The sequence below is a fragment of the Actinomycetota bacterium genome (assembly GCA_014360655.1).
Taxonomy (GTDB): domain Bacteria; phylum Actinomycetota; class Geothermincolia; order Geothermincolales; family RBG-13-55-18; genus JACIXC01.
This window is the reverse complement of the sequence record JACIXC010000006.1, coordinates 16,170-41,091: the sequence shown is the minus strand read 5'-3', so window position 1 is coordinate 41,091 and position 24,922 is coordinate 16,170. Positions and strand designations below refer to the sequence as shown.

Sequence of the window (24,922 nt, the reverse complement as noted above, 5' to 3'; positions counted from 1 at the left end):
ACGGCGGGCGCGCAGTGGGCCGGCGACGCGGGCCCCGGGGCGCGCGGGGAGAAGCGCCGCTTCACGCTGTTCGAGGTTTCCCGCCGCCCGAGGTGGCCATGGTGCCGCCCGTGAACAACCCGCGTCGGGCGGTTGCCCGGGCCCGGAAACGGCGCGACGGAGGGATTTTCCCGGCGGCCATGGAAGTAATCCAGGTGGGCCGGGGAGGAAAACTCGGGACCGGAACGAGGAGGTTCGATGCTCGGCAGGGTTTTCAATGAGCGTTACCGCTTGAAGGAAAAGATCGGAAGCGGAGGCATGGCCGACGTCTTCCTCGCCGATGACCTCTTGCTGGGGAGGGAGGTGGCGGTGAAGGTGCTCCATCCCCAGTATGCCGCCGATCCCTCCTTCATCCAGAGGTTCCGGCACGAGGCGCAGGCCGCCGCCAACCTGAACCACCCCAACATCGTCAACATCTACGACTGGGGAAACGAGGGGGACCTCTATTACATCGTCATGGAATACGTGGAGGGCCGCGACCTCAAGGACATCCTGAAGAACGAGGGCCGCATCCTCCCGGAGAGGGCGGCGGAGATAGCGGCCGAGATCTGCGCCGCGCTGCAGTTCGCCCACCGCCATAACCTGGTGCACCGGGACATCAAACCCCACAACATCTTCATCACCAGCCTGGGACAGGTGAAGGTGATGGACTTCGGCATCGCCCGAGAGGGCAACGGGAGCGGGATGACCCAGACCGGCATGGTCATGGGGACCCCCCAGTACATCTCGCCGGAACAGGCGCAGGGCCTGCAGGTGGACGGGCGCTCGGACATCTATTCCCTGGGGGTGGTGCTCTACGAGATGCTCTCGGGCCGGGTGCCCTTCGACGATCCCAACCCGGTGACCATCGCCTACAAGCATGTGCGCGAGGACCCCGTGCCCCTTTCGGTCATCGATCCCGAGATACCCCCGACCATGGAGGCCATCGTCATGAAGGCCATGGCCAAGAACCCCGCCAACCGGTTCCAGACGGCCCAGGAGATGAAGGCGGACCTCCTGCGTTTCCTGGAGGGAATGCCGGTCACCGCCACCCCCGTGCTGCCGGAGGGCGTGACGGTCGCGGCTCCGTCCGCCGCCGCCCCGGGACACCGCTGGGCCTGGGTGGTGGCGGGGATCGTCTCCCTGCTGGTGGTCCTCGGCGTGGTGCTCGCCCTGGTCCTCTCGGGAGGGGGAGCGAAGGTGGAGGTCCCCAACCTGGAGGGCATGAGCGAGGAGCAGGCGCGGCAGACACTCGAGGACCTCGGCCTCGCCCTGGGGGATGTGGAGGACCAGTACGTGGAGGACGCCTCGCAGAAGGTGGGGGTCGTGGTCTCCCAGGACCCCGAGTGGGGCACGCTCCTGGCCAAGGGCGAGAAGGTGAACATCACCGTCACCCGGGAGATGAAGATGCCCAAGGTGACCGGGATGGACAAGGACGAGGCGGAGGAGGCCCTGCGCAAGCTGGGAGTCAAGGTCATCGAGATATCCAACCAGGAGGTCGAGGACGAGGACGACGTCGGCATCGTCATCTCGCAGGACCCCGCCAGCGGCAAGTACATATCCCCTAAGACCAGCGTGCGGCTGGTGGTGGGCGTGGAACAGACAAAGGTGACGGTGCCCAACGTGGTGGGACTGGACCGGGACGAGGCGGAGAGCAGGCTGCGCGACGCCGGCTTCCAGGTCGCGGTGAGGGAGGAGGCGAGCTCGGAGGTCGCGGAGGGCAAGGTCATACGCCAGAGTCCCCTGGCCAACCTGAAGGTCGCCAAGGGGAGCCAGGTGACCATAGTGGTGAGCAAGGGCCCCGCCATGGTGGAGGTCCCCAGCGTCATCGACAAGACGGCGGACGACGCCAAGGACATCCTGGAGGATGCCGGGCTGCACGCCGTGGAGCATACCCAGGTGGTCGTGGATCCCACCAAGGTGGGCAAGGTGGTGAGCCAGAACCCCGCCGCGGGCACGATGGTGGAATCAGGTAGTAACGTGCACATATACGTGGGTACCTTGTAGGGTGCGGCCGCGCCGTCGCCGCAGGAGGATGATCTCGCCGGCAGCGGGGTGCCGCCTGTGACCTTCCGCCGCCGACCGCTTCCGAACACCCGCCTTCCGAACACCCGCCTTCCGAACACCTGCCCGAGAGCCGCCGGAGAGCCCCGACCCCCGGGGGCGCACGGCGACCTTCCGCCTCCCCTCCGCCGCCCTGCCGCTACGCCCTGCTTCTCCACCCTACTGCTATAATCCTCAACATGAAAAACGGTTACGACGCCGTCATCGTGGGCGCCGGACCCGGCGGTTCCTCCGCCGCATACTTCCTGGCGTCGGGGGGATTCCGCGTCCTGCTGCTGGACAAGGAGGTCTTCCCCCGCGAGAAGGTGTGCGGCGACGGGATCACGCCACGGGCGGTGCACTCGCTCCAGGCTATGGGCGTGGAGGAGGAGCTGGCGGCCGGGTTCCGGCGCACCGTCGGCATGCGCTTCTTCGCCACGCACGGCGGAGTCACGGAGGTACGCTTTCCCATGGGCAGCCTTTTTCCGGACCGCGGTTACGTGGTGCCCCGCCGGGAACTCGACGCCATCCTGCTGCGCAGGGCGCGCGAGGCGGGGGTCGAGGTGCGGGAAGGCTGGCGTGTCGTGGACCTCCTTCCCTGGAAGGACGGGTCCGTACCCGGGGTGGTCGTCGCTGCCGGGGACGAGCGGTGGGAGGTATACGCCACCTACATCGTGGGCGCGGATGGCCCCTCCTCCCTGGTGGCCGGTAAGCTGGGGCTACTGCGTCATGACCCCCGCTACCTGGGAGTCTCCATGCGCTGCTACATGCAGGGGGTGAGGGGGATGTCCGATTTCCTGGAGATCTACCCCGAGGACGCCATCTCGCCCGCCTGCGGCTGGATCTTTCCCCTCGACGGGGAAACGGCCAACGTGGGCGTGGGCTTCATGCTCTACGCGCGGGAAAGGCGGCGCATGAACCTCAACCGCGTCTTCGAGAGCTTCTGCACCCGCACGCGCCATGCGGCGGGAAAACTGGACGGGGCGCGCCCCGTCACGAAGCCGCGCGGCGCCCTGCTGCGGGTGGGCATGGGAGGGGCCGTCCCGCGGCGGGCCAACGTGGTGCTGGTGGGAGACGCCGCCTCCCTCACCAACCCCGTCAGCGGGGAGGGGATTGCCTACGCCCTGGAGAGCGGGCGCTGGGCCGCGGAGGCCATAGCTTCCGCCCTGAGAGGCAACGACCCCGGCCTGCTCGCCGCCTATCCCTGCGCCCTCGAGCGGCACTACGGGAAATATTTCCGTGCGGGCGCCAGGGCCATACGCCACGGGAACACCCCGTGGTTCATCAACCCCCTGCTCTTCGCCACCTCCAGGCTGCCCCGCCTGGGAGACAAGATGGGGCGGTTCCTCGTGAACTGCAGGCGGGGAGAATTCCCTCCCCGGGCCCCAACGGGCGCGGGATAGGCCGTCCGCGGCCGGGACGCCATCACGAGAACCGCCGAAGAGCGGTGCCGGTCCCGACCGCAACCTTGGATACGACCACAATGGCCACGACAATCTTGAGGACAGAAAGGGCCGCTCACAGGCGGAACGCCGTGGTTTCTCCACCTTTGCGTGGAGAAACCTCCCAAGATTTGCTTTCCCCTAAAACCTGCCTATTCTTAACGCGAACCGCGAAGGCGGGCACCAACCCGGGCCGCACGCGGCGCGGCCGCGTCCCCGCCGGGTTGGTGCCGGGGCCTCTCGGAATATATCATGGTGTGGTCACATGGTGTGGTCACGGCATGGTGTGGTCACGGCATGCCGCGCGGCGGCGGGCGCCGCGGCACGGGGAGGTGCCGGCCGCTTGACGGCCGCGCGGTGGAGTGAAGAGGGTGAACCCGTGAGCGGAAAATGAGGCGTGAGACGGCAAGAACGCCCGGCGGCTCGCTCCGCACCAAGGCGCCGTGAACGGGCGCCGCGGGAAAGGCCGCTTGCGGGCGCGGGACGCGAGGCGGGTGAGAACGGCTTTGAAGGTCACTTTCGTATACCCGGACTTCTTCCAGTACGACGAGGAGCGCTATCTCCCGGAAGGCCGCATCTACCTGGGCATCGGCTATCTCTCCGCCTACCTCCGGCGGGAAGGGCACGAGACCTCCCTCATCCACCTGGTGAGGCCGGCGTCAAGGGAGGAGCTCCTCGCGCGCGTGCGGGAGGAGGCCCCGGACGTGCTGGCCTTCTCCAGCACCACCCACATGTTCCCGCACGTGCGCAAGTGGGTCGCCTGGGTCAAGGATGATATGGATATTTTTACCATCTGCGGCGGTGCCCACACCACCCTCGACCCGGCGGGCGCGCTGGAGGAGGCTCCCCTGGACGCCGTGTGCCTCGGGGAGGGCGAGGAGGCGCTGGCCGAGCTCTGCGCAGCCCTGGAGGAGGGAAGGGACCACAGCGGCATCGCTTCCCTCTGGGTCCGCGTCGGTGACACGGTGCGCAGGAACCCGGTGCGGCCGCTCATCGAGGACCTGGACAGCCTCCCCTTTCCCGACCGCGACATATTCGACCCGTCCTGTTTCTGTCCCCAGCAGCACGAGCGCGGCACCCTGATGGCCTCCCGCGGATGCCCCTACAGCTGCACCTACTGCTCCAACCACGCGCAGAGGAGCATCTACCCCAACCGCCGCCGCTACGTGCGTTTCCGCAGCGTGGACAGCGTCATGCGGGAAATCCACGGCATAATCGCCGCGGACAGGGAGGGCCGCCTGCGCTATATCCGTTTCGACGACGACATCCTCACCCTGCACCCGGAGTGGTTCCGGGAACTGGCCTCCCGCTACCGGCGGGAGGTGGACCTGCCCTTCATCTGCAACTCGCGGGTGAACGTGCTGGACGAGGAGACGGTGAGGGCCTTCGCGGAGGCCGGCTGCTCGGTGATCTGCATGGGGATCGAGAGCGGCAACGAGGAGCTGCGGCGCAGGGTGCTGGGGCGCCGCATGTCCAACGAGGAGATCGTGAGGGCCTTCCGCCTCTGCAGGAAATACGGCATCAAGACGGTGTCCACCAACATGACCTGCCTCCCGGACGAGGACCTGCCTGCTCTCCTGGACACGGTGAAACTCAACGCGAAAGCCAGGCCGCACTGCCTGCAGGTCTCCACCTATCACCCCTACCCCAACACCAGGCTCTATGCCTACTGCGAGGAAAGGGGTTACCTCAGCGGTCGCCACGTGGACACCATCTTCGACGGTCGCAGCGCGCTGGACATCCCCGCCTTCTCGGAGCCCGCCTTCGCCTTCGCCAGGGAGAAGTTCTACCCCCTGGCCGAGCTCTACTCGCGGCTCTTCGAGCGGGGCCTGCCGGGCGAGGCGGCGGCGAGGGTCGTCGACACCCTCTTCACCTTGCGCAGGGTACCCTGGAGGTGGCGCCGTCCCCTGCTTGCCAGGATGGTGGACTGGGCGGACAGGCGCTCGCGTTTCGAATGGATATACTACTGACGGCCCTGCTGCCGGGCGTTCCCGGTATCGGGCCTGTCAACATTGTTGACATGCCGTTTATCGATATTGCAGGGCGTGTCCGTAGCGGAATCTTTTCGGGGTTCCCGTATCGGCAGGAATCGCATAGTATTGAGTAGAAAAAATCGACGGGGAACAAACCGCACGGTAGGTCCGAAACGCAGAGGTCGAGTAGGGGGGAGGAGATGTCCGGCAGGAGACTTTGCAGCGCATGTGGCGCTTCACTCCGCATAGTGAGGGAACATCGCTGGTTGAGCGACGGCACCATCGTACAGAGCAAGAACCCGGATCACCGCATGATCTTCATCGAGAACGAGAACATCGCGGGCATCTTCCGCAACGTCGAGGAGATCATCGGCATGCCGATCGAGCGCATCATCGTGGAGGCCAAGCGCCGCGCCACCTTCGATTTCGTCGACCACATCCTCCCTGGAGTGGTCAAGGCGGTGGTGAGGGTTACCGGGGTGAAGCCGGTTATCCGGAACATAACCGCCCTGGGGAAGGTCATGGGATACGGGAACATCGAGCTTGCCAAGCTGAGGCGGGTGCGCGACGAGGGGGATTACGTGACCATCCACACGAAGGGCATCTACAGCCTGCCGCTCTTCTGCGGCGACCTGGCGGGCTCCTTCAACGCCATCGACCGCCGGGAGGTGGCGGTCAGCTACCGCGAGCTGGGACCGGACGAGCACGAGATAACGGGCCACATCTCCATCCATCCCCTGGAGCTCGCGGACCGCCTGCGCCCCATCGCCTACACCCACAAGGAAGGCGACATCGAGCTCGAGAGGTGCGGTACGTGCGGTGGGCCCAGGGCCCTCGCGGAATACCGCTGGGATCTCGCGAGCGGCATGATCCTGCACCGTGAAAGCGGCAGGCGCATGGTCATCCTCGGTCCCTCGACCATAGACACCATCGTTGACGAGCTGCAGAAAGAGCTGGGCGACACCATACCCGAGGTGGTGATCGAGGCCCAGCGGCGCTTCGTGCGCGGCGAGTTCTATTCCCTCGGCGAGGCCCGCACCTTCGACGACTTCCGCCGCGCCCTGGCCCTGCGCGGCCTGGGCAACCTGCGCGAGATGGACTGGGGGGAGAGGGGCCTGCGCTTCCGCATGGAGAACCCGTGCCTTTACCTGCCCATGGTGGGCCTGATCCTGGGTGTCTACGAACTGGCCTCGGGGGTGGACGCCCGCGCGGAATGGGAGATAAGGGAGGACGGGGACCTGGTGGTCGAGGTGACCCCCAAGGTGTAAGCCCTGCGTCGCGCCCCCTCCGGCAGCGCACCCCGTCGCCGGGAAGGACGGCCGTTCCCTCGCTTCACGCAGTGCCGGCGTTCCGCGCATTGCATCGGTTTTCGGGCCCTCTATTCGGGGCATGCACAGGGTATGCCGCCGCACTTCGGGCATCCGCGCGCGTATTTCTCCGCAACCTCGACCAGGTCCACCCCGCAGAGGTTGGCCAGGCTGGCCAGCCACGCCAGGACGTCGGCGAACTCCTCCGCCAGCTCCGCCCGTCCGCCCCTCCGCAGCGCCCGCGAGAGCTCCCCCACCTCTTCGACCAGCCACGCGTAGGTGCCCCACACGCCGCGCCTTTCGTCCCGCGCGAAGAAAGCCTCCCTTACCGTTTCCTGAAGCCTTCCTATCTCCAAGCGCCTCCTCCTTTTCCCGGAATCCACCCCGGTGACCCGCCGTGCCCGCGTCCCCGGGCGCGAACCCTTCGCCGGCGGCCGAAGGCCGGCCCCAATGATTGTAACCCTTTCGCCGCGGGACCTCTCGCCCGGGAAGGGGCTCGCCTTCCACGCCTCCACTGGCCGTGCCACCGGACCACCCCGACGTGCATCCCCGACCAATCGCCCAGGCGGGTATCCCCGAAGGACCTCCCCTGCGGGAACATGGACGGCCGTCCCGTCATCGACAACGTCGCCGGCAACGATGCCGTGCCGTTGCGGTGGTCGTTTTCAGCGTTGAAAAAGGTCGGGAGACCACCCTATAATCCCGCTAAAACAAATCAACAAAAAGAAAGGGGCAACCTCTCAAGTATTCAACCCGGTAAGTATTCGACCCGGCAACGGTCCGATGCCTGGTATCGTCCGATGTCTGGTATAATATCTCTGCCCTTATACGGTATGACGAAACGGGCGAGTGGCGGAATTGGTAGACGCGCTGGGTTCAGGGTCCAGTGCTCGTACGGGCATGCGGGTTCGAGTCCCGCCTCGCCCACCAGGAACGGGAGGACGGCCGCGGGTCGTCCTTCAAACTTGTGGGGGAGGAGTCCCCTCCCGTTGACCGAAGAATCTTCAGGGTACGCCGCCCACGCGGGACGGACGCCGCCGAGGGCCCGCTCCCGGGGTTGATGCCGCGGGTGACCGGTGCCGGCGACGCCGCGGAGGAAGGAGACGATCCGCTGGGGTTCCGTGACGGCTCCGCGGGAGAGGATACCCGGTGGTCGAACGGCGCTCCGTGGGTGCGCGAGGAGGGGGCGGGATCGCGAGGAAGGTAAGTTGTACGCGCAGACGAACGCACCGAGGTTTTCCAGGCGCCGGCGGAGGAGCCCCGCCCCGGCGATAGTGGTGGGCGTCGCCCTTCTCCTCCTCGCCTGCTGGCTCTTCAACCTCACCTGCGGGAAGGGAAAGAAGGAGGACGCCTCCTCCCTCAGCGAGTACGCAAACCGCACCCGCACCCTGGTGGAGGCATCGAACGCCATAGGCCAGGAATGGAACAACATCCGCTCCTCCCTGGACCGGCTGATAGCCGACACGGAAGCCCTCGACGCCAGCCTCGGGAACCTGGAGAACCAGGCCCTGGACCTCCTGGGCCAGGTAAAGGCGATGGTGCCGCCGGAGAGCCTGGAGGTCGCGCACCAGGCCTTGACCATCTGCATGGAGCAACGCTACCGCGCGCTGAGGGGCTTCCGTCCCGACATCATCAACGCCGTAACCGCCGTGGACCTTGACGTATACGCCGCCAGCCTCTCCGAGGACCTGCGGGAGATGATGTACTCCGACGGAACGTACCTTTTCTTCAAGCGGGCGGTCAGCGAGGCACTCACGGCGAACAACATCCAGGACATAACCATGCCCGATTCCGTGTGCCTGCCCGACTGGGAGAACGCGGGCAAGGACAAGGTGCGCTCCTTCCTCATCTCCCTGCGGGGCACGGAAGTGCACGGCCTGGCGGTGGGGCAGGTGCAGCTCGAACCCAAGGGAACGGTGAGCGAGCAGGGCGGCGAGACCGTGCACCGCCTTCCCTCGGTCAGCGAGGTCTCCGTCACGGTGACCATCGAGAACCAGGGAAACCGTCCCGAGAGCGGGGTGGTGGTCACCCTCAGCCTATATTCCACCGTGAACACCACCCCCACCCGGCAGGACAAGACCATCGACAACATAGGGCCCGGCGAGAAGGTGCAGGTGGCCTTCACCGGGCTGGTGCCGACCACGGGAGGCGTCCGCAACATACTCGAGATCAAGGTGGAGCCCGTTCCCCGGGAGGCCTTTATCCAGAACAACCAGAAATTGATATACTTCACCATAGGATGAACGACGACCCCTTACGTTGCGAGGTGGATGGCTTGCCCCCGTTAAATTCGCCGGCCGTCGAGCTCCTGCGGGATCACCTTGACGAGATGGTACAGGAGGTGGTCGAGAGGATCCGCGCGGAGTCCGGTGTCTTCACCGACATGCCGGAATCCTACCTCCCTGTGTTGCGCGGCGTGGTGCGTGACGCATGCCTCATCCTCTTCCAGGGACTGGAAGGGAAGCTCCCGCGCCGGGGGGAGCTGGACATGCGCGTCCTCAAGGGTTTCGAGCTGGTGGAGGTGCTGCGCGCCTTCCAGGTGGGCAGCGAGGTGGTCTGGGGCTGGGTGAAGAGGACCTGGCGGGAGGCGGGTTATCCCGTGGAGGAACTGGTCGCGGCGGCCGAGGTGATATGGAACTCGTACTTCGCCGCCGCCAATTCCGTGGCCGCGGAGTTCATACGGCAGCGCCAGGAGAGCATGCAGGAGTTCAACTCCCTGCTCAACCGCGTGCGGGCTGTGCAGGACTACGATTTCCTGGTGCGCCAGATCGTGGAGGGCGTCTGCGAGGTCCTCGGATTCCGGCGCGCCGTCTTCTTCCTCCACGAACACGAGATGCTCATCCCCGTTTCCGCCCGGGACAGGGAGGACCCCTCCTGGGAGGAGGAGGTGCTGCGCGAGAAAAGGGCTTACCCCATATCCCCCATGGCGGGCAACGCGGAAGCCCGGGCCTTTTACGGAGGGGAGATAAGGACGAGCCGGGCCCGGGAGGGCGAGCAGATAGCATTCCTCACCCCGCGCCCGGACGCCCACTACTTCCTCGTGCCCGTGAACCCGCGAGGATCGATGCGCGGCCTCCTCTACATCGAGGCGGACGCTGGCGAGCCGGTGGGGGAAAGGGACCTGGAGATGATCGGCTCCTTCGCCGACACCGCGGGACTGACCCTGGAGAACATACACCTCTACCGGGAGGTGACGGCGAAACGCAAGGTCATGGACCACCTCATGACGCGCATCAACACAGCCCACGAGGAGGAGCGCGCCCGCATCGCGCGCGAGCTGCACGACTCCGTGGCCCAGTCGCTGCTGAAGATCATCTACACCGCCGGATTCGCCCTCGACTTTCTCAAGGAGGACCCGCGCCTGGCGGTGGAGGAGATCGAGGAGGTGCAGCTGCGCGCCAAGGACTGCCTGCGCGAGCTGCGGGCCATCATGGCCAACCTGAGGCCCACTTCCCTTGACATCCTGGGCCTGCGGGAGACCATAGTGCGCTACGCGGAGCAGTTCGAGGAGGAGTACGCCATCACCACCAGCGTGGACCTGCAGGGCCTGGATACCCTCTCCCCCGCCGTGGAGCTGGCCGTCTTCCGCATACTGCAGGAGGAACTGACCAACGTGCGCAAGCACTCCAACGCCGAGTCGGTGAGCATAAGGACGGAGACGCGCGGCGGGGATTTCATCCTCACCGTGGAGGACGATGGCGTGGGCTTCGACCCCGATACCCTGGCCGCCGAGCAGGAGAGCGGAAAGCACCTCGGCCTCATGGCCATCCGGGAGAGGGCGGAGCTGCTGGGCGGAGAGCTGACCATCGCATCCGCCCCCGGGAGGGGGACGAAGTTGACGGTCAGGATCCCCATGGTCGCCGAGGGCGGTGGTTGAGAGTGGGCGCGCGGGGAGATTCCATCAACGTCATGCTGGTCGACGACCACGAGGTGGTCCTGGAGGGGCTCATCCGCATCCTGGAGAAGCAGGGAGGGATAAAGATAGTCAGCGTGGCGCGGAGCGCCGAGGAGGCCATGGAAAAAATTGGGAGGTTTCCCCCGGACGTCATCATCGTGGATATCCAGCTCCCCGGGATGAACGGCATCGAGCTCATCCGGCGCCTCAAATCGGACTACCCGCAGATCGAGGCCATCACCCTCACCGTCTTCGACGACGAACAGTTCGCCAAGCAGGCCATAAAAGCGGGGGCCATCGGGTATGTAATCAAGGACGCCGCCAAGGACGAGCTGGTGAAGGCGGTGCGGGCGGCGGCCAGGGGCGAGTCCCTCATCTCCACCTCGGTGGCCAGGAAACTGCTCGAGGAGATATCCGAGCCCGCGGCGAAGAAGCGCAGGAAGGAAGAGGGTTTCGAGAACCTCTCCCAGCGCGAGGTGGACGTGATCAAGCTCATGGCGCGGGGATACAACAACCGGCAGATCGCCGATATCCTCTTCATCAGCGAGCACACCGTGAAGGTCCACATCCGCAACATCTTCCGCAAGATCGGGGTTGCGGACCGCACCAACGCGGTGCTCTGGGCCATCGAGAGAGGGTTGGTGCTCAAGGACAAGGACAGCGTGAAGCCCGACAAACCCCCCGTCTGAGAAATGCCCCCGGGTCAGGCATGGACGCGGCCTGGCCCCTTTTCCCTCCGGCTGGGAGCGGTTCCGTCCTTCATCCCGCCCGGGGCCTCAGGGTAACGGCATCGCTCGACGCCGCGGCCTCGCCATGGCCGCTTCCTTTCATGCAAGGGCTCCACCCGTGTGAGGGTCTGCCGCCTCGCATACCATGACCCGAGGGCGCTTTCGATCTCGCTCGCCTGGCCCAGCCGCGCTCCGGCGGTGGCCGGTAAGCACGGTCCCAGGAGGAGTGGTTTCCGGTGGATGCGCTTGTCAGAAGGGGAGGAAGATCCCGGGGTGGGAGCGCAACATGTCGCCACGGAAAAGCGAGGACGGCGCCAGGAAGCTCCCCTCCAGCCGCGGGCCCACGGCATACCTCCACGCGTTGTCCCCCTCGCGCGAACAGTCTATCTCCGCCGCCTCTTTCTCCAGGGCCCGGAAAACCCCCGCTATCCTGCATGCCAGGAGCTGCGGAAAGGGCACGTCCTCGATCTGCGCCTCCATGAGGAAGGGCTTGCGCATGACCCTTCTCGGCTTTCCCCAACCCAGCAGGGGAAGCCCGAGAAAGAAATTGCGGTAAGCGGTCTTGTAATTGCCGCCGCCCTGGGAGGCGTACTCGCGTGCCGCTGACGCTTCCAGGGCCTCCCTCATGCCCGGCGGCAGCTCCCCGGCGCGCGAGCCGTTTATCTCGCCTATAACGCGTTCCCATCCCTCCACGGAGGTGATGACCAGGTGGCGGTGGGTGCCCGGGTGGTAGATGGTGCCCAGGTCGGGATCCCAGCGCAGCTCGTAGGTGAAGGAGGGGAGGCGGCACTTTTCGCACACGTCGAGGTCATAATCCCGCTCGGGCCGGCGCGGTAGGGGTTCTCCCCCCGGCCCCGTCTTCCTCTTCCCCACCGTCCTCACCGTGATCGACCATTCCGTCTCCGAGACCTTTTCCAGCGAGAACAGGGCCTCTACCCCGAAAAAACCCTCCCAGAAGCCCCATATATCGCCGGCGAGCAGGTGGGGATGATAGGGGCGGCGCGCGGTGACGGTTATCTCTTTCCCCGGCTTGAGCCGGGAAACCTCGACGTTCCCACAACCGTAGTAAGCGGCTTCCCTGAAGGCGTCTGCGATGACGCGCCTCGCCAGCGGCCGGTGGCGCATGAAAAACCCCCGCACCCTTCCCATCTGCGACGCCACCCTCTCGCGGGTGAAGCCGCGGCGCACCTCGCACAGGGTATCCAGCACCTCCTCGCCGCGCAGGCGCACTCCCTCCCGCATCACGGCGTCGATTTCCTCCTCCGAAAGGAAGACGAGCCTTTCGGAGCGGCGGTTGCGCAAATACAGCCCGCCGTTCCTCGTCCACACCAGCTTGCGGTTGAGGGGGCGGGGCAGCCCGCAAAGTTTGCATCGCTCCACGTCGCCCATGCGCATCCTCCTTTCCAAAGGTTACTGAAGAGGGAGGGAGGCCGCAACCACCAAAACGGTGCATCGAGGGGAAGAACAGCGCGGCTACCTTTCGGGTTATTCCCGCCTCACCGCCGTTTAGCCGGGGGAGGGGGCGGTCTTCCGCGATGGCGCCGTGATAGAGAGGCTGCAATGGCGGGGAAACCGCGGGCGCCGGCGCGTCATTGCCGTCGGCAGGCGGAAACGGAAAAGGCCCCGCAGGGGGAACGGGGCCTTCCGCAAATGCGGACTCCATTGGGGATTCAGGGGATACCTCAGGGATGATCGGTTGTGCTGCATCCGTGCTGCGTATGCTGTTGCGTTCTTTGCTGCGTATATGCTGCGTATTTGCTGCAAAATCTTGCGTCATGGGCGAGGGCTGTAAGTAGTCCGTCTGGGCTGCATTCGATTGCAAATGGGGTAGATGGCTGTCTCGGCTAGTCGGCTTCGGATGGTGCTAGGGGAATGCTACTGCGTCTACTTAAGGGGGCTGCGACTGTTGCTGATACCGGCTCGCCCACGACGTGCTTGCTTCTTCTCTGGCTCTATATCCCCGGCGTCCGCTTGGGGCCTTTTTCAAGGAACCGTTTCCGATAACAAACATAGGCGATGGGGCCACGGACGACCATTCCCCGCCGGTAGTAATTGATCGCGGGCCTAATACCCTGGTATTAGTCAAAGACGGAAAAGGGCTCTGAACAGGAAAAACGTGCGCTGGTCATGCTGCGGTACGCGCAATACCGTTCCGCCCGAAGCATGGTACGATAGAGCGGGCGATACGAAAAAGGCCTGGATGGGCCGGGAGTGGGTCCGGTGGCCTGCGAGAGAGCAAAAGGGGCGCCTTGCAGGCGCCGCTGACCTGGTCGAGAGGTTAACGAGGTGGATGAAGAAAGGGAAAACGCCTGGGACCGCAGCCTGCGGGAAGTAAACGAGTTCATGGAGGCGGTGGCCAGGAAGATACCCGTGCTGAGATCGCTGCGTGCGGCCTTCCGGGAACAGGGCGACCTGGTGATCGACTGGGAGCAGGCCAGGGAGATCGCGGTGATCGTGGCGCAATCGGACATGGTGGCGTACACCCCGCCAGGCCCCGAGGTGCAGCGCGCTTTCGAGGAGATGAGGCGGCACAGCGAGGAGTTGGTGCGGAGCTACTCGCGCCTGCAACCATTGGAGGAGGTGGGGCCGCTCTTCGTCTTCGACCGCCCGCAGTGGATCGACGCCAACCTCTCCGGCTTCCAGCTCATGTTCGAGCCGCTCGCGGAAAGCTACGATAAGGCCTTGCGGGGACTGGAGGAGCGGAGGAAACGGCGCTCCGGCCTGGGGCGCAGGCTCACCAGGGGCCTGCTCACCGCCCAGCTGGGCATGGTCATTGGTTACCTCGCGCGCAACGTGCTCGGCCAGTTCGACCTGGGACTGCCCAGGCTGGAGGACAGCGGCAAGCTGTACATCGTCTACCCCAACCTGGTCAAGGCGGAGGGCAGGATGCGCCTTGACCCGGGCGACTTCCGCCTGTGGATAACCCTGCACGAGGTCACCCACGGCTTCGAGTTCGCCGCCCATCCGTGGCTGCGCGGCTACCTGAGGTCCCTCATGGAAAGGTATTTCCGCAGCGTCTCCCTGCGCCTCGAGGAGATGAGCCTGCGCCTCAAGCCGGAGGAGCTGCGCGACGCCGGGCGTCTCAACGAGATCATCAACCAGGGCGGCCTCATGTCCATCGTGCACACCCCCGAGCAGCGGGATATCCTGGCGCGTATCCAGGCCTTCATGTCCCTGGTCGAGGGGTACAGCAACCTCGTCATGGACATGGTGGGAAAGGACGTCATCCCCACCTTCCGGGAGATGAGCGTGGCCTTCCGCCACCGCAGGGAGGCGAAGACGGGGGCGGAAAGGCTGGTGGAGAGGATGCTGGGCTTCGACCTCAAGCTGCAGCAGTACCAGGTGGGGGAGCTATTCTGCCGCGAGGTGATGGAGAAGAAGGGCCTGGATTTCCTCAACCTGGCCTGGAAGAGGGAGGAAAACCTCCCCGGCGCGGACGAGATACGCCACGCTTTCCTGTGGATCGAACGCATGGAGGAAAGCGAGGGCAGGAGGGTGCAGCACCACCGTATCTAACCCGCGAGCATCCATGCGGCGACGGATACCACGCGCGTGGCCTTGCGCAGGCCCTCCCGGTTTATCCTTTCCGGCGTGTCGGTGGTGAGGTGAAAATCCGGGTGTTCATCGCGGTTGAACCATGACCAGTCGCAGGTGACGGCGGGGATGTGATAGAGGAAGAAGGTGCCCGCGGAGGACCCCGGGTCTTCCCCTCCCAGCTCCAGGGTCACCCCCAGCAGGTCCGCCGCGTCCTCCAGGGCCCGCACCGTTTCGCGGTTGCGCCGGTAGTTGAGGTCCCAGACGTCCATGTAATCGCCGTCACCGGCTCCCAGTCCCTCCAGGTTGATGACGCGCGCGCTCTCGCGCATGCCCTTCTCCTCCAGGAGGGAGGCGAGGGCGGAGGACCCGTAGGAGCCGCATTCCTCGGCTCCCAGCAGGGCGAAGACGACGTGACGCCGGGGCGGTTCCTGCAGCGAGGAGAGGATGGTCGCCACCTCCACGAGCGCGCCCACGCCGGAAGCGTTGTAATCGGCCCCGGGATAGACGGCGCCGCTCTCGGGATCTTTGCCTATGCCGTCGTAGTTCGCGGTGATGATCACCATCTCATCGCCCTCTCCCGGTATCATGCCCAGGATATTGCTCGCCGTGACCGCCTGGTCCGCCCTTGTCTCCTCCTCGAGGAAGCACCTCTCGGCGGGAACCGGGAAGTCCTGGCGGTAGCCGGAGATGCCGAGGGGCGCCACGGGCTGCAGCCCCAGCTCCTCCAGCCGCCCGGCCAGGTATTCCTCCACCAGGGCGCTCTGGGGTGACCCTGCCGGCCTCCCTCCGAGCTCATCGCCGCACAGGTACTCGATGGTCCCCATCATGCGGGAGGCATCCACGCGGTCGGCCAGGGAGAGCAGGAAGGGGTCGCCGTTCTCCGGCGCGGGAGAGGCACCGCACCCGCACGCCACCGCGAGGGAGAGGAGTACGGCGGTGCAGGTTACGAGTAACCGCCGCGTCGCACCGTCCGCGCCATCCATGCTCACCTGCCCTTCCCTTTTGCGCCGCCCCTCGCGGCGCCCTTTTTGCCACCGCCTTGCGCCGCCCGGGGGCGCGCTTTCCCCGCGCCGCCCCTACGCACGTAAGTATCGCCCTCGCCATCGCCCCTTTTCCTTTTCCGCGCGGTATAGAAAGCCGCCGCGGCGAGGATGAGCAGGGCCGGTATGCCCAACGCCAGGAGGAGGACCAGCCCCTTGCCGGACCCGTCACCGCCGTTGCCGCCTTCCGGCTCGACACCCGAGATCTCCGCCTCCACCTCCTGGGCTGTGGCGCCGAGGGCGGCGAAGGCGTCCTCGGGCATGCCCGAGAGGTCCTCGGAGGCCACGGTGACGCCCACCACCGGGATGTCGCCGGCCTCCCGAACCGTCTTCACCAGCTGTGCCAGGGCCTTTATCGCCGCTTCCCGGTTCCCGGCAAGGGAGAGGAGGTCGCGCGAGAGGTTGACGCTGTACTCGCTGCGGTCCTGCTTTATGGTGGAGTACTGCAGCTTGACCCCTTCCGGTATGTAGGTGACGTAGCCCGCGGCGCGCTCCTCCTCGCTGGGCCCGTTGAGCAGCTCCATGACCGCGAATTCCAGCGTCTGCCCCCCCGCAGCGATATCCCTGGGCACGGGAGACAGCTCTCCGTTAAGATAGAAGTAAACCTGTCCCGCTTCCGGAGCCCCTTCCCCCGCGGTCTCCCCCTCCTGCGGGAGTTCTTCCTGTGCCCGTACCGCACCTCCGCACAGGGCGAGGACAAGAAGCAACGACAGGCCCAGGGCGAGAGCGGCCCTTCTCATCGCCACCTCCTTTCGCGCGCCGCACGGGGCGCGCCCCGCTGCGCTTTCCGAACCAGGCCTCCCCGCCTCTTCAGCGCGGGGACCGCCCATTCCGCCCATCCATTTTATTGATCACGCAAGGGCGAGGGCAAGCCGCCGCGGACGCGGGAGGGCGGCCGCGTGCGCGGGCTCTCTCCCCTTGTCAAGACTCCACCCTGAACCAGCCCTTCTCAAGCCCGAACCGGGCGCCGACATGCTTCACGGACCGGACGCGCAACGCGTCACCTACCTGCGCCTTCTTCGCCGGCCCTCCTCCTCGCCACCCGGGAACGCCGCACGGGTAACCGGTCCCTCGCACACAGCAAAACGCCGCCCGGGAGGGACGTCATCCTCGCCTTGTTCTCGCGTCACACGAGGCCGTCCGCGGGAAAGCCGGTCCCACGCCCGGGCCAACCGCACCCTTTACGGGATGGCACTCGCGGGATGTTGTATATTAAGGAAAGCCGCCCGGTGGGGCGGGGACGCGAGCCATACGGCCCGCACATGGTCAGACGGCATGGGAGTGCCTTTCGACCAAGGGGGATCGCAAGATGGAGGAAGAGGTGCAGGTGGGTTTCCGCGTGGTGGGAACCGTCAAGGCGGTCAAGGGCTTCTGTTCCGCGGGACACAAGGTCGGGGACCAGTTCGAGCTCAGCGGCTACAGTTCGGGGGGGCTGTGCGGCTTCTTCTACCATGACATCTTCCCCTACCTCATCATGCTGCAGTTCGGGGGAGGGTTCCCGCCGGAATGGGGGAACCCGGACGTGTTGGTGCTGGACTGCCTGGACAGGACGAACACCGTGACCCTGGAGATGAAAAGGATAAGCCCGGGGCTTGAAGCCGAACCGTGAAGTGAAACCACCGGCGTAGCGCCGGAGCGGGGCAGAAGGTTTCTCCCGTGGATAAAAGGAAACAATGAAATATTGTTCAAGTCGCTCTAAGGAGCTGAAGTTCCCCCCGCGGGGGAAAGGAAATAAAGGCAGGGGATCCCTGTTCGCCGCCGGGGCCTCGGGTAAGCGATGGTAGCTTCAACGTGCACGCGATACTCTTCGTGGGTACCGCGCCCCCTTATAGATGACTCCGGTGCCGGGGGGATCGCCGGGCGAGGGCACTGCTGCACGGGTTTCGGGGGGCGCGTCTGCGGCGGTCACGGTGGTTTGCAAGCGGGCGGATCGCCCTCGCCATGGGAGGTGGTTTTCGCTTGAGGATCGGCATTCCACGCGCCCTGATGTTCTACCGTTACTATCCCTTCCTGAAGACCTTCGTGGAAGGGTGCGGCCACGAGGTGGTGACATCCCCGCCCACGGACCTGGGGATCCTGGAGAAGGGCACCGAGTGCTGCGTCGATGACATCTGCGTGGCCGTCAAGGCCTTCTTCGGGCACGTGGATCACCTCAAGGACGGGGTGGATGCCCTGCTGGTCCCCCGCCTGGTCAGCGTGGAGAAGCGGAGATACGACACCTTCACCTGTCCCAAGCTCATCGCCGCGCCGGACATGGTGCGCTTCTTCCCCCACCGCCCTCCCCTGCTCCTGGAATGGGTGCTGGACGTGAAGAGGGCCCCTTGGTGGTGGGGATGCCTGAGGCTGGGGGGGCGGCTGGGCGCCACGCCCTGCAGGGTCCTCGGGGCCTACCGAGAGGCGCGGCGCGAGCAGGCGAGGTACGAGGCGCTGCTGCGGGGCGGGTCGCTTCCCCACGAAGCCATTGAGGAATGGGAAAGCGGGCCGGGCGAGGCCGCGGGGATAACGCGAGGGGCGGGCCCTCGCAGGGCGGCAGGGGAGACCGCGGCAACGGGAGCGCGGGAGGCCCGCGGCGGGAACGGGGGCGCCGGGGGGAACGGCGGCTGCCTCCCACCGCAGGCCGGGCAGGGAAAGGTCGCGGGAGACATCACGGTGGCCGTGCTGGGCCACCCCTACCTCCTGGGCGACGGGATGCTGAACAAGAACCTCTTCCGATGGCTGCGGGAAAGCGGCGCCAGGGTCCTGACCAACAGCGCCTTCAGCGACGAGGATCTCGAGCGGGAGGCGCGCCTCCTCCCCGACATCTCGTGGAGCTTCGAGAGGGAGCTCCTGGCCGCCGCCTCCCTGTTCTCGCGGCGATGCGACGTGGACGGCATCATCTACCTCACCAGCTTCGGCTGCGGCCCCGATTCCCTGGTCATGGAGATGTTCAGGCGCGAGACGCTACCCCGTGACGGCAAGGCCTTCATGGAGGTGGTCCTCGACGAGCACAGCGCGGAGTCGGGGGTGAGGACGCGCGCGGAGGCCTTCGTCGACATGCTGCGCTACCGGGAGACGAAGAAAGCGGGAGGCAGGTTGGGAGCGGAGGCGGTAGCGCGCGCAAGAGCGGGAGGGAGGACATGAGGATAGCCTTTCCCCACATGGGGAACGCCTTTATTCCGCTGCGGGCCCTGGTGGAGAGCCTGGGGGCGGAGGCGGTGGTCCCGGAGAGGCCCAATGCCGAGACGCTGAAGAGGGGGCTCCAGCACTCGCCGGAGTTCGTCTGCCTCCCCTTCAAGGTCACTCTGGGGGATTGCCTGTCCGCCCTCGACCGGGGGGCGGACACGCTGGCCATGGTCTGCGGCATGTGGGCCTGCCGCTTCGGCAACTACGGGCGCGTGCAGCACATGATCCTCAAGGACCTGGGGTACGAGTTCGACTCCGTGCTCATCGGGCGGGAGAACGCGGCCGAGGTGGCGGAGAAGTTCCGCACCAGGCTGGGGCCGGGCATCTTCCGCAGGTTGCCCGGAGCCCTTGCCATCTTCAAGAGTAAGGCGGTGGCGGTGGACGAGCTCGAGCGCCTGGCGCGATGGGCACGTCCCCGCGGGGAAAAGCCCGGCGATACGGACGCGCTCCTCTCGCGCTACCTGAAAAGGCTGGACGAGGCGGATTCCCTGCGGGCGGTGCGCGAGCTGAGCGAGCGTTTCCGGGAGGAGCTGTTCTCCCTGCCCCTTGACGGGGACGGCGGCGTGACCAGGGTGCGCCTGGTGGGGGAGCTATACGTGCTCCTGGAGCCTTCCCTGAGCTGCGACCTGGTGAGGAGGCTGGGCAGCCGCTTCCGCGTGGAGGTACACCCCGTGCTCTCCACCTACCGGTGGCTGCTGGGTCCCTTGTGGCTGGACCCGCGCATCCAGCTCGGCGCATGGCTGGCGAGGAGGCGCACCCGCCCCTACCTCCCCTACGTGCTGGGCGGGGAGGAACACATGACCGTCAGCGGCATCCTGGACGCGCCCCGGCAGGGATTCGAGGGCGTGATCCACGCCTATCCCCTCACCTGCATGCCGGAGAACATATGCCGCACCGTCATGCCCGCCATCCTCTCACGCAGCCGCCTGCCCTACCTGGAGCTGTGCTTCGACGAACACACCTCGCCGGCGGGGGTGGACACCCGACTGGAAGCCTTCGTGGACCTGGTACGGTCACGGATTCTCCGCGCGGCTTCTTAATAGCGGAAGCCCGCGCCCCAGGCGATGAAGGTCATGACCAGGGGGACGGCGTATATGCTCCCCAGGAGGGCCAACTTGCCCTTGAGTGATTTCATCTCCAGCATGAGGTTGACCGCCGCGAACCAGTAGAAGTACCCCAGGATGAAGATGAGCCAGATTCCGCCGAAAGTGCGGTTCCACCACGGGTATTCCCACACCAGGTGGTCGCCCATGTTCAGCAGCACCTCGACGAAGACGCAGAAGGCGGCGAAGAAGACGGCCAGCAGCCACCGGTTGGGTATTCCCAGTATCTTCCTTTCCTTGTCCGGCAGCAGGGAATGGTAATAGGCGAGGCCCAGCAGTAGGAAGGTGAAGATAATCTCGATGTTCCAGCCCACCGTCATGCGGTAGGCGGTGTCCCCGGGGGTGGTCCAGACCGCCGACCGCTTGGTGAGGTGGAAGACCCAGCCGTTCCAGGTCTCGTTGAAGAAGTCGCAGCCGAAGACGAGCAGCGCCGCCAGGAGGGGGTCCCAGTTCCCCGTCTCCCGAGAACGTTTCACCTCCCGGGCGTAGATATAGGCTACCAGCGCCAGCAGGGGGATCGCATACCACTTCAAGGAATGCAGGTCCCGCAGACCCTCCAGCGCTTTCTGCGATGCCTCCGTGAGCTGGAAAAACATGGCCACCTCCTTTTTCCGCGTAAAGGCAGACGCGTTCCCGTGGCCGCAGCGGCACTCCTATACGGTCGGGGCGTTCATCCCTGCGCTCCGTCGTACCGCCGGGAAGCCTTTCGGGATATGCCATGAAAGCCTTCGCTTCCCGGAAGCGCATTCCTCCCCGCGCGCCGCAGGCAAACGGGTGCCCGCAGAGGCCTTGAACAAGGCCCGCATGAAAAAGGATGCCTCGCCCGGGCGTTTACCGGTAGAGGCGAGCAGGTGCGAACCGCCGGGCTCCCGCTTGCAGCATGTCGGAATCTTGCCGGTGCATAAGATCGCGCGGAGTGGAAAACAGGAGAGCCGTCCGGGGACGGGCAATGCCCAGGCGGATTCATCCACGTCGAGGGCTCAAGCATTCCTTTAAACCTCGCGACCTTCATGGCGCGCATTCTCGGCGATCGGTCATGTTTCTATCCGGCGGTACAGGGCGAAGGCGTCCTTCTGGAATACGTAATATTTCCAGTAGAGCGCGCCGTCGAAGTAGCGCACGAGTTCGTAACCAGCTATGGTGGGCAGGATGTCCTCCCCCGGGAACTTCACCCCCCAGATTATCCAGTCGGGGCCATCGGCGACCATGAGGTCGAGCGACCTGACCATGTTGTTTTCCTCGGACCAGAACCAGAACGAGGGGTTGTCCTTGCCGTTGTAGTTGTCGAAGATGTTGCGCTTGAAATAAGGGAGTATGGAGATGGGATGCCAGCCGTTGGCGTAGATCACGTCGCCTTCCATGTGGTTTTCCTTGATGTAATCGGCTATCTCGCGGCTGGCGGAGTACTTGTAGGACCAGTCATACCTGGCGCTGTTGAAGGACCAGTTCGCCTGGATGATCGCCACCACCACCAGCGCCCCGCACATCACCTGCCTGAGCCCGCGTGTGGGCAATTCCCTGCTCCATGCCGCCCGCTCCTCCCTGTCTTGGAAGCTGATCCACGTCACGAAGAGCCATGCCAGGAGCAGGATGCCCTCGTGCCACACGTTGGCGTAGGCGAAGATGAACGTCGCCAGCAGGGCGAGGGTCAGGGCCAGGTAGAGCAGCAGCACCCTCCTGCGCCAGAACCAGAGGGCGCTGAGCAGCAGGACGGCGGCGGAGAGGAAGGGGACGCCGGTCAGGGAGGTGCTGAGCATCTTCCACTTCGTCCGGGAGTGGAAGAGGGCGGATATGCCGGCGGACTTGAAGGCCGGGAAGTCCAGGTCCCGCGGCGGGAAGATCATCGCCACGACCAGCAGGCAGACGACGGCGAAGGCGAGCACGGCATATACCTGCCTCCTCCGTGCCGCCCCGTCGAGCTCCGGCCAGGCCTTCCTCAGGTCCAGCAGGTGCACCCCGAAGAGGACCGCGGCCATCACGAGGCCCTGCGTGCAGACGTTGGCCAGCAGGCAGGCCAGGACGGTGAAAGCCGGGATCCTCTCCATCTTGCGGTCATAGATGACGACGATGAGGAAGAGCAGCAGGGGCAGGAGGACGTAGCTCCTGGCCACCACGGCGTACTGGTAGAAGAGGAAGAAGGAGAAGGGCAGGATGACCTTCACGTAATTGGGAAAGGGGGCGAAACGCGTGAAAACGTAGATCCCCGCGACGGCCACGATCCATGATACGACCTTGAGCGATCCGTAGGGCAGGCCCAGCTTGGCGGGGACCATGAGGGTCAGCTGCCAGAGACCGGGGGTGCCCTCGTACCTCAGGTACTTCGTCACCAGGGTGATGGGGCTGGTGTCCCTGGCCAGCAGCCATGACTGCGCCTCGTCGAACCAGGGCTCGTGCCGGGAGATGACCAGCGCCAGCAACAGCGCGTAGACAGCGGTGACCAGGTAGGCCAGCCAATTCTTCCTGAGGTGATCAGATAACCTTTCCACGGGTCAAGAGATCCATTTCAAGAGCCTGATGATCCCCATGCTCGCGCTCTTCTTGTGGGCCGAGACGCCGGAACGCCGCTTGATCTCCTCATAGTTTCTACGGTAATAATCGTATGCCTCGAAGAGCATCTCCTCGTTGGTCAGGGTCGGCCTCCAACCCAGTTCGCTCTTGATCTTCGAGGTGTCGAACTCGAAATCGGAGGAGATCATGCGGTACTGGTAGGGGCCGAGCGGGGATAACCTCAGGTGATAGGCCGCTCTCATCAGCAGGAGGGTGGTCCTCTCGGGAAGATGGGCGATCCTCGCCTGTGTCCCCGCCCTGTCTATGACGTACTGGTAGACCTCCTTCAGGCTCTTGACGTTGTCCGACCCTATGTTGAAGACGGCCGACGACGGGTAAGCGAGCGACCTGATGCAGGCGTCTGCGAGGTCCTGTGCATAGATGAACTGGTACCTGTTGCTCCCGTCCCCCACCACCCACACCTTCCGCCCCTCGCGGATGAAGTCGAAGAGGATGGCCAGAAGGCCCAGGCGGCCGCAGTCGATGATGGTCGGGCACCTGATGATCACGGCCTTGAAGGAGTCGCCGTGGTCCAGCAGGATCTTTTCCGCCTCCCATTTGGACTTCCCGTAGACCTCCACCGGTTCCGGCACGTCGTCCTCCCTCACCGGCCGCCCGAAGCTCTTTCCCCACAGGCAGTTGGAGGAGGTGAAGATCACCCGGGGTACCCCGTACCGTTCCGCGAGACCGGCGATGCGGGCTGTCCCGTCGACATTGCTGGACCACAGGAAACCCTTGTCCTTCACGGCGTGGGCGAGGATCGCCGCGCAGTGGAACACGGCGTCGAAAGCGTATTGCGAGAAAATGCCCTCGAGCAGCGAGGCGTCCCTGATGTCCCCCTGCACGGAGACCAGGTCGGGGTGCCGGTAGTCGTCCTTCACCAGGTCGATGCTGACGCAGAAATACCCCTCATCCAGCAACCTCTTTTTCAGCAATTCCCCGAAGAAACCGGCGCCCCCGGTTACCATCACGGTCTTCGATCCCGTTTCTCCCCTCATCCAGCCATCCTCTCCCACGTCAAAACGGCATGAAATCGCAATACTACCGCGAGTGATTCTGGGTGATTATAACATACCTGTTCGAACCGGCTTATTCCAATCGCAGGCTCAACGGCATGTTCGCCGGTCGGGCACGCGGCGCTCCGACTGCCGGTCACCGGGCGGCTTTCCGGGGCAGCGAAGGGCATTCGGCCGGTATCACGAGGAAGCAGGCCCGGGCGGGGTCACGCCTTTGATCTTCGACTGTTGCGAGGCAGGCGGGGAAGGGGCAGGCAGGGGATGTATGAAAGGCGTCATCGGCGGCCTTTGGGGGTCTCAAAATTGTCTTTGGAAGGCCAAAAAGAAGGCCAAAAAATATATAACCCCTTTTTGGACCCAACCTCGCCAAGAGAAACCTGGCCGGAAGGGGGAGGCCTCCCGGCCAGGTCATCCACCTGGTGGAGATGAGCGGATTCGAACCGCCGACCTCCTGCTTGCAAGGCAGGCGCTCTCCCACTGAGCTACATCCCCGCGTCCACTTTTGCCGGGTTCCTCCACGAAAGCCCGGCCTAAGGGGATTATATACCATGGGGGGCGTCCTCCAGGGCGTAGGCGGTGCCGCTCCACGCCGAAGCGGCGCCCGTCCGCGGCGGCACCAGCTCAACCGGCCAAGCCAGGGGGCCGGCAACCGCCCCGTGAGCAGCGGTGCCCGGGGGCGGGGCACCGCAAACAGGTGACATCCGGTGTGAGCCCGTCCTCTGCAAGCATGCTCCGGTATAAGCATGTCCCGCGTTGAGCTAATATAATAACGGGATACCTTTCACGGCACAGGGACACCTTTTCGCGGCGCGACCCCATGACAGACAGGAGGTGAGAGCATGAAGGCCTTCGTCCTCATCAAGGTGGAGCCGGGAAGGTTGCGGGAGGTGCTCGACAGGTTGTCCGGCATGAAGGCGGTGAGCGAGGTGCACTGCATCACAGGGCCCGACGACATCATCGCCGTGCTCGACTCCGACGACGCCCGCGGCATATCGGAGGTGGTCATCAGCGGCCTGCACGGGGTGGAGGGCATTCAGGCCACGGACACGCGGCTGGTTGTGGATATCCCGTAGGTATCCCGTTGGAACACGCGGCCCGGGAACGACGTCCA

Annotated in this window: 19 protein-coding genes and 2 tRNA genes; 13 read left to right on the top strand and 8 right to left on the bottom strand. The window is 65.3% G+C overall.

Features of this window, described 5'->3' with window-relative positions:
• Window positions 1–237 precede the first annotated feature (237 nt).
• The 4 genes from pknB to H5T73_05855 all read left to right on the top strand — a co-directional run bounded on the left by pknB (window position 238) and on the right by H5T73_05855 (window position 6,744).
• Window positions 238–2,025 (top strand): Stk1 family PASTA domain-containing Ser/Thr kinase, encoded by a 1,788-nt coding sequence (gene pknB, locus H5T73_05870; protein MBC7247286.1) that lies wholly within the window; start codon window positions 238–240, stop codon window positions 2,023–2,025.
• A gap of 236 nt (window positions 2,026–2,261) precedes the next feature.
• Complete coding sequence (locus H5T73_05865) at window positions 2,262–3,464, top strand: geranylgeranyl reductase family protein (protein ID MBC7247285.1); 1,203 nt, start codon at window positions 2,262–2,264, stop codon at window positions 3,462–3,464.
• A 533-nt stretch (window positions 3,465–3,997) separates the two neighbouring features.
• The gene (locus tag H5T73_05860) at window positions 3,998–5,473 is read left to right on the top strand and encodes a B12-binding domain-containing radical SAM protein (protein MBC7247284.1); all 1,476 of its coding nucleotides are present in this window, start codon (window positions 3,998–4,000) and stop codon (window positions 5,471–5,473) included.
• A 203-nt stretch (window positions 5,474–5,676) separates the two neighbouring features.
• Window positions 5,677–6,744 carry a hypothetical protein gene (locus H5T73_05855; protein MBC7247283.1) on the top strand — a complete coding sequence of 356 codons (1,068 nt, stop codon included), beginning with the start codon at window positions 5,677–5,679 and terminating at the stop codon, window positions 6,742–6,744.
• A 110-nt stretch (window positions 6,745–6,854) separates the two neighbouring features.
• On the opposite strand, the gene H5T73_05850 is transcribed toward H5T73_05855, so the two are convergent.
• Entirely contained in the window at window positions 6,855–7,139 is a 285-nt protein-coding gene (locus H5T73_05850) for a nucleotide pyrophosphohydrolase (GenBank protein ID MBC7247282.1), read from the bottom strand.
• A gap of 487 nt (window positions 7,140–7,626) precedes the next feature.
• On the opposite strand from H5T73_05850, the gene H5T73_05845 reads away from it, so the two are divergent.
• From H5T73_05845 to H5T73_05830, 4 genes are all read left to right on the top strand, one after another.
• Window positions 7,627–7,713: transfer RNA gene (locus tag H5T73_05845), tRNA-Leu, on the top strand.
• A gap of 278 nt (window positions 7,714–7,991) precedes the next feature.
• Window positions 7,992–9,026, top strand: a complete 1,035-nt coding sequence (locus H5T73_05840; protein MBC7247281.1) for a hypothetical protein — start codon at window positions 7,992–7,994, stop codon at window positions 9,024–9,026.
• Window positions 9,027–9,058: 32 nt separating this feature from the next.
• A complete protein-coding gene (locus H5T73_05835) occupies window positions 9,059–10,660 on the top strand; it encodes a GAF domain-containing sensor histidine kinase (GenBank protein MBC7247280.1) in 1,602 nt (533 codons plus the stop codon).
• Window positions 10,657–11,367 carry a response regulator transcription factor gene (locus H5T73_05830; protein ID MBC7247279.1) on the top strand — a complete coding sequence of 237 codons (711 nt, stop codon included), beginning with the start codon at window positions 10,657–10,659 and terminating at the stop codon, window positions 11,365–11,367. Before H5T73_05835 ends, H5T73_05830 begins: the two co-directional genes overlap by 4 nt.
• Before the next feature lie 288 nt (window positions 11,368–11,655).
• Here H5T73_05830 and H5T73_05825 read toward each other — a convergent pair whose 3' ends face one another.
• Window positions 11,656–12,795 (bottom strand): hypothetical protein, encoded by a 1,140-nt coding sequence (locus tag H5T73_05825; GenBank protein MBC7247278.1) that lies wholly within the window; start codon window positions 12,793–12,795, stop codon window positions 11,656–11,658.
• Between the two features lie 897 nt (window positions 12,796–13,692).
• Between H5T73_05825 and H5T73_05820 the strand changes: the two genes are divergently transcribed.
• Entirely contained in the window at window positions 13,693–14,922 is a 1,230-nt protein-coding gene (locus H5T73_05820) for a zinc-dependent metalloprotease (GenBank protein MBC7247277.1), read from the top strand.
• Here H5T73_05820 and H5T73_05815 read toward each other — a convergent pair.
• Window positions 14,919–15,932, bottom strand: a complete 1,014-nt coding sequence (locus tag H5T73_05815) for a M28 family peptidase (GenBank protein MBC7247276.1) — start codon at window positions 15,930–15,932, stop codon at window positions 14,919–14,921. The genes H5T73_05820 and H5T73_05815 overlap by 4 nt on opposite strands.
• A complete protein-coding gene (locus H5T73_05810) occupies window positions 15,929–16,723 on the bottom strand; it encodes a GerMN domain-containing protein (protein ID MBC7247275.1) in 795 nt (264 codons plus the stop codon). The genes H5T73_05815 and H5T73_05810 overlap by 4 nt, the downstream gene beginning before the upstream one ends.
• Before the next feature lie 569 nt (window positions 16,724–17,292).
• Between H5T73_05810 and H5T73_05805 the strand changes: the two genes are divergently transcribed.
• The 3 genes from H5T73_05805 to H5T73_05795 all read left to right on the top strand — a co-directional run bounded on the left by H5T73_05805 (window position 17,293) and on the right by H5T73_05795 (window position 20,185).
• Window positions 17,293–17,592, top strand: a complete 300-nt coding sequence (locus H5T73_05805) for a TIGR04076 family protein (protein ID MBC7247274.1) — start codon at window positions 17,293–17,295, stop codon at window positions 17,590–17,592.
• Between the two features lie 350 nt (window positions 17,593–17,942).
• The gene (locus H5T73_05800; protein MBC7247273.1) at window positions 17,943–19,103 is read left to right on the top strand and encodes a hypothetical protein; all 1,161 of its coding nucleotides are present in this window, start codon (window positions 17,943–17,945) and stop codon (window positions 19,101–19,103) included.
• Window positions 19,100–20,185: a hypothetical protein gene (locus H5T73_05795; protein ID MBC7247272.1), complete on the top strand. Its 1,086-nt coding sequence runs from the start codon at window positions 19,100–19,102 to the stop codon at window positions 20,183–20,185. The genes H5T73_05800 and H5T73_05795 overlap by 4 nt, the downstream gene beginning before the upstream one ends.
• On the opposite strand, the gene H5T73_05790 is transcribed toward H5T73_05795, so the two are convergent.
• The 4 genes from H5T73_05790 to H5T73_05775 form a co-directional block, all read right to left on the bottom strand.
• Entirely contained in the window at window positions 20,182–20,850 is a 669-nt protein-coding gene (locus H5T73_05790) for a hypothetical protein (protein ID MBC7247271.1), read from the bottom strand. The genes H5T73_05795 and H5T73_05790 overlap by 4 nt on opposite strands.
• 432 nt (window positions 20,851–21,282) lie before the next feature.
• Complete coding sequence (locus H5T73_05785; protein ID MBC7247270.1) at window positions 21,283–22,734, bottom strand: hypothetical protein; 1,452 nt, start codon at window positions 22,732–22,734, stop codon at window positions 21,283–21,285.
• Window positions 22,735–22,737: 3 nt separating this feature from the next.
• Complete coding sequence (locus tag H5T73_05780) at window positions 22,738–23,793, bottom strand: NAD(P)-dependent oxidoreductase (protein MBC7247269.1); 1,056 nt, start codon at window positions 23,791–23,793, stop codon at window positions 22,738–22,740.
• Between the two features lie 435 nt (window positions 23,794–24,228).
• Window positions 24,229–24,303 (bottom strand) — tRNA-Ala (locus H5T73_05775).
• 347 nt (window positions 24,304–24,650) lie between these two features.
• On the opposite strand from H5T73_05775, the gene H5T73_05770 reads away from it, so the two are divergent.
• On the top strand, window positions 24,651–24,884 hold the full coding sequence (locus tag H5T73_05770; GenBank protein MBC7247268.1) for an Lrp/AsnC ligand binding domain-containing protein: 234 nt from the start codon (window positions 24,651–24,653) through the stop codon (window positions 24,882–24,884).
• Window positions 24,885–24,922: the final 38 nt, after the last annotated feature.

What these genes read in the sequence shown, in the direction of transcription:
- H5T73_05855 (MBC7247283.1), top strand. Translation starts at nt 5,677, where the DNA reads ATGTCCGGCAGGAGACTTTGCAGCGCATGTGGCGCTTCACTCCGCATA.
- H5T73_05805 (MBC7247274.1), top strand. Translation starts at nt 17,293, where the DNA reads ATGGAGGAAGAGGTGCAGGTGGGTTTCCGCGTGGTGGGAACCGTCAAG.
- H5T73_05780 (MBC7247269.1), bottom strand. Translation starts at nt 23,793, where the DNA reads ATGAGGGGAGAAACGGGATCGAAGACCGTGATGGTAACCGGGGGCGCC.
- H5T73_05825 (MBC7247278.1), bottom strand. Translation starts at nt 12,795, where the DNA reads ATGGGCGACGTGGAGCGATGCAAACTTTGCGGGCTGCCCCGCCCCCTC.
- H5T73_05795 (MBC7247272.1), top strand. Translation starts at nt 19,100, where the DNA reads ATGAGGATAGCCTTTCCCCACATGGGGAACGCCTTTATTCCGCTGCGG.
- H5T73_05865 (MBC7247285.1), top strand. Translation starts at nt 2,262, where the DNA reads ATGAAAAACGGTTACGACGCCGTCATCGTGGGCGCCGGACCCGGCGGT.
- H5T73_05770 (MBC7247268.1), top strand. Translation starts at nt 24,651, where the DNA reads ATGAAGGCCTTCGTCCTCATCAAGGTGGAGCCGGGAAGGTTGCGGGAG.
- pknB (MBC7247286.1), top strand. Translation starts at nt 238, where the DNA reads ATGCTCGGCAGGGTTTTCAATGAGCGTTACCGCTTGAAGGAAAAGATC.
- H5T73_05810 (MBC7247275.1), bottom strand. Translation starts at nt 16,723, where the DNA reads ATGAGAAGGGCCGCTCTCGCCCTGGGCCTGTCGTTGCTTCTTGTCCTC.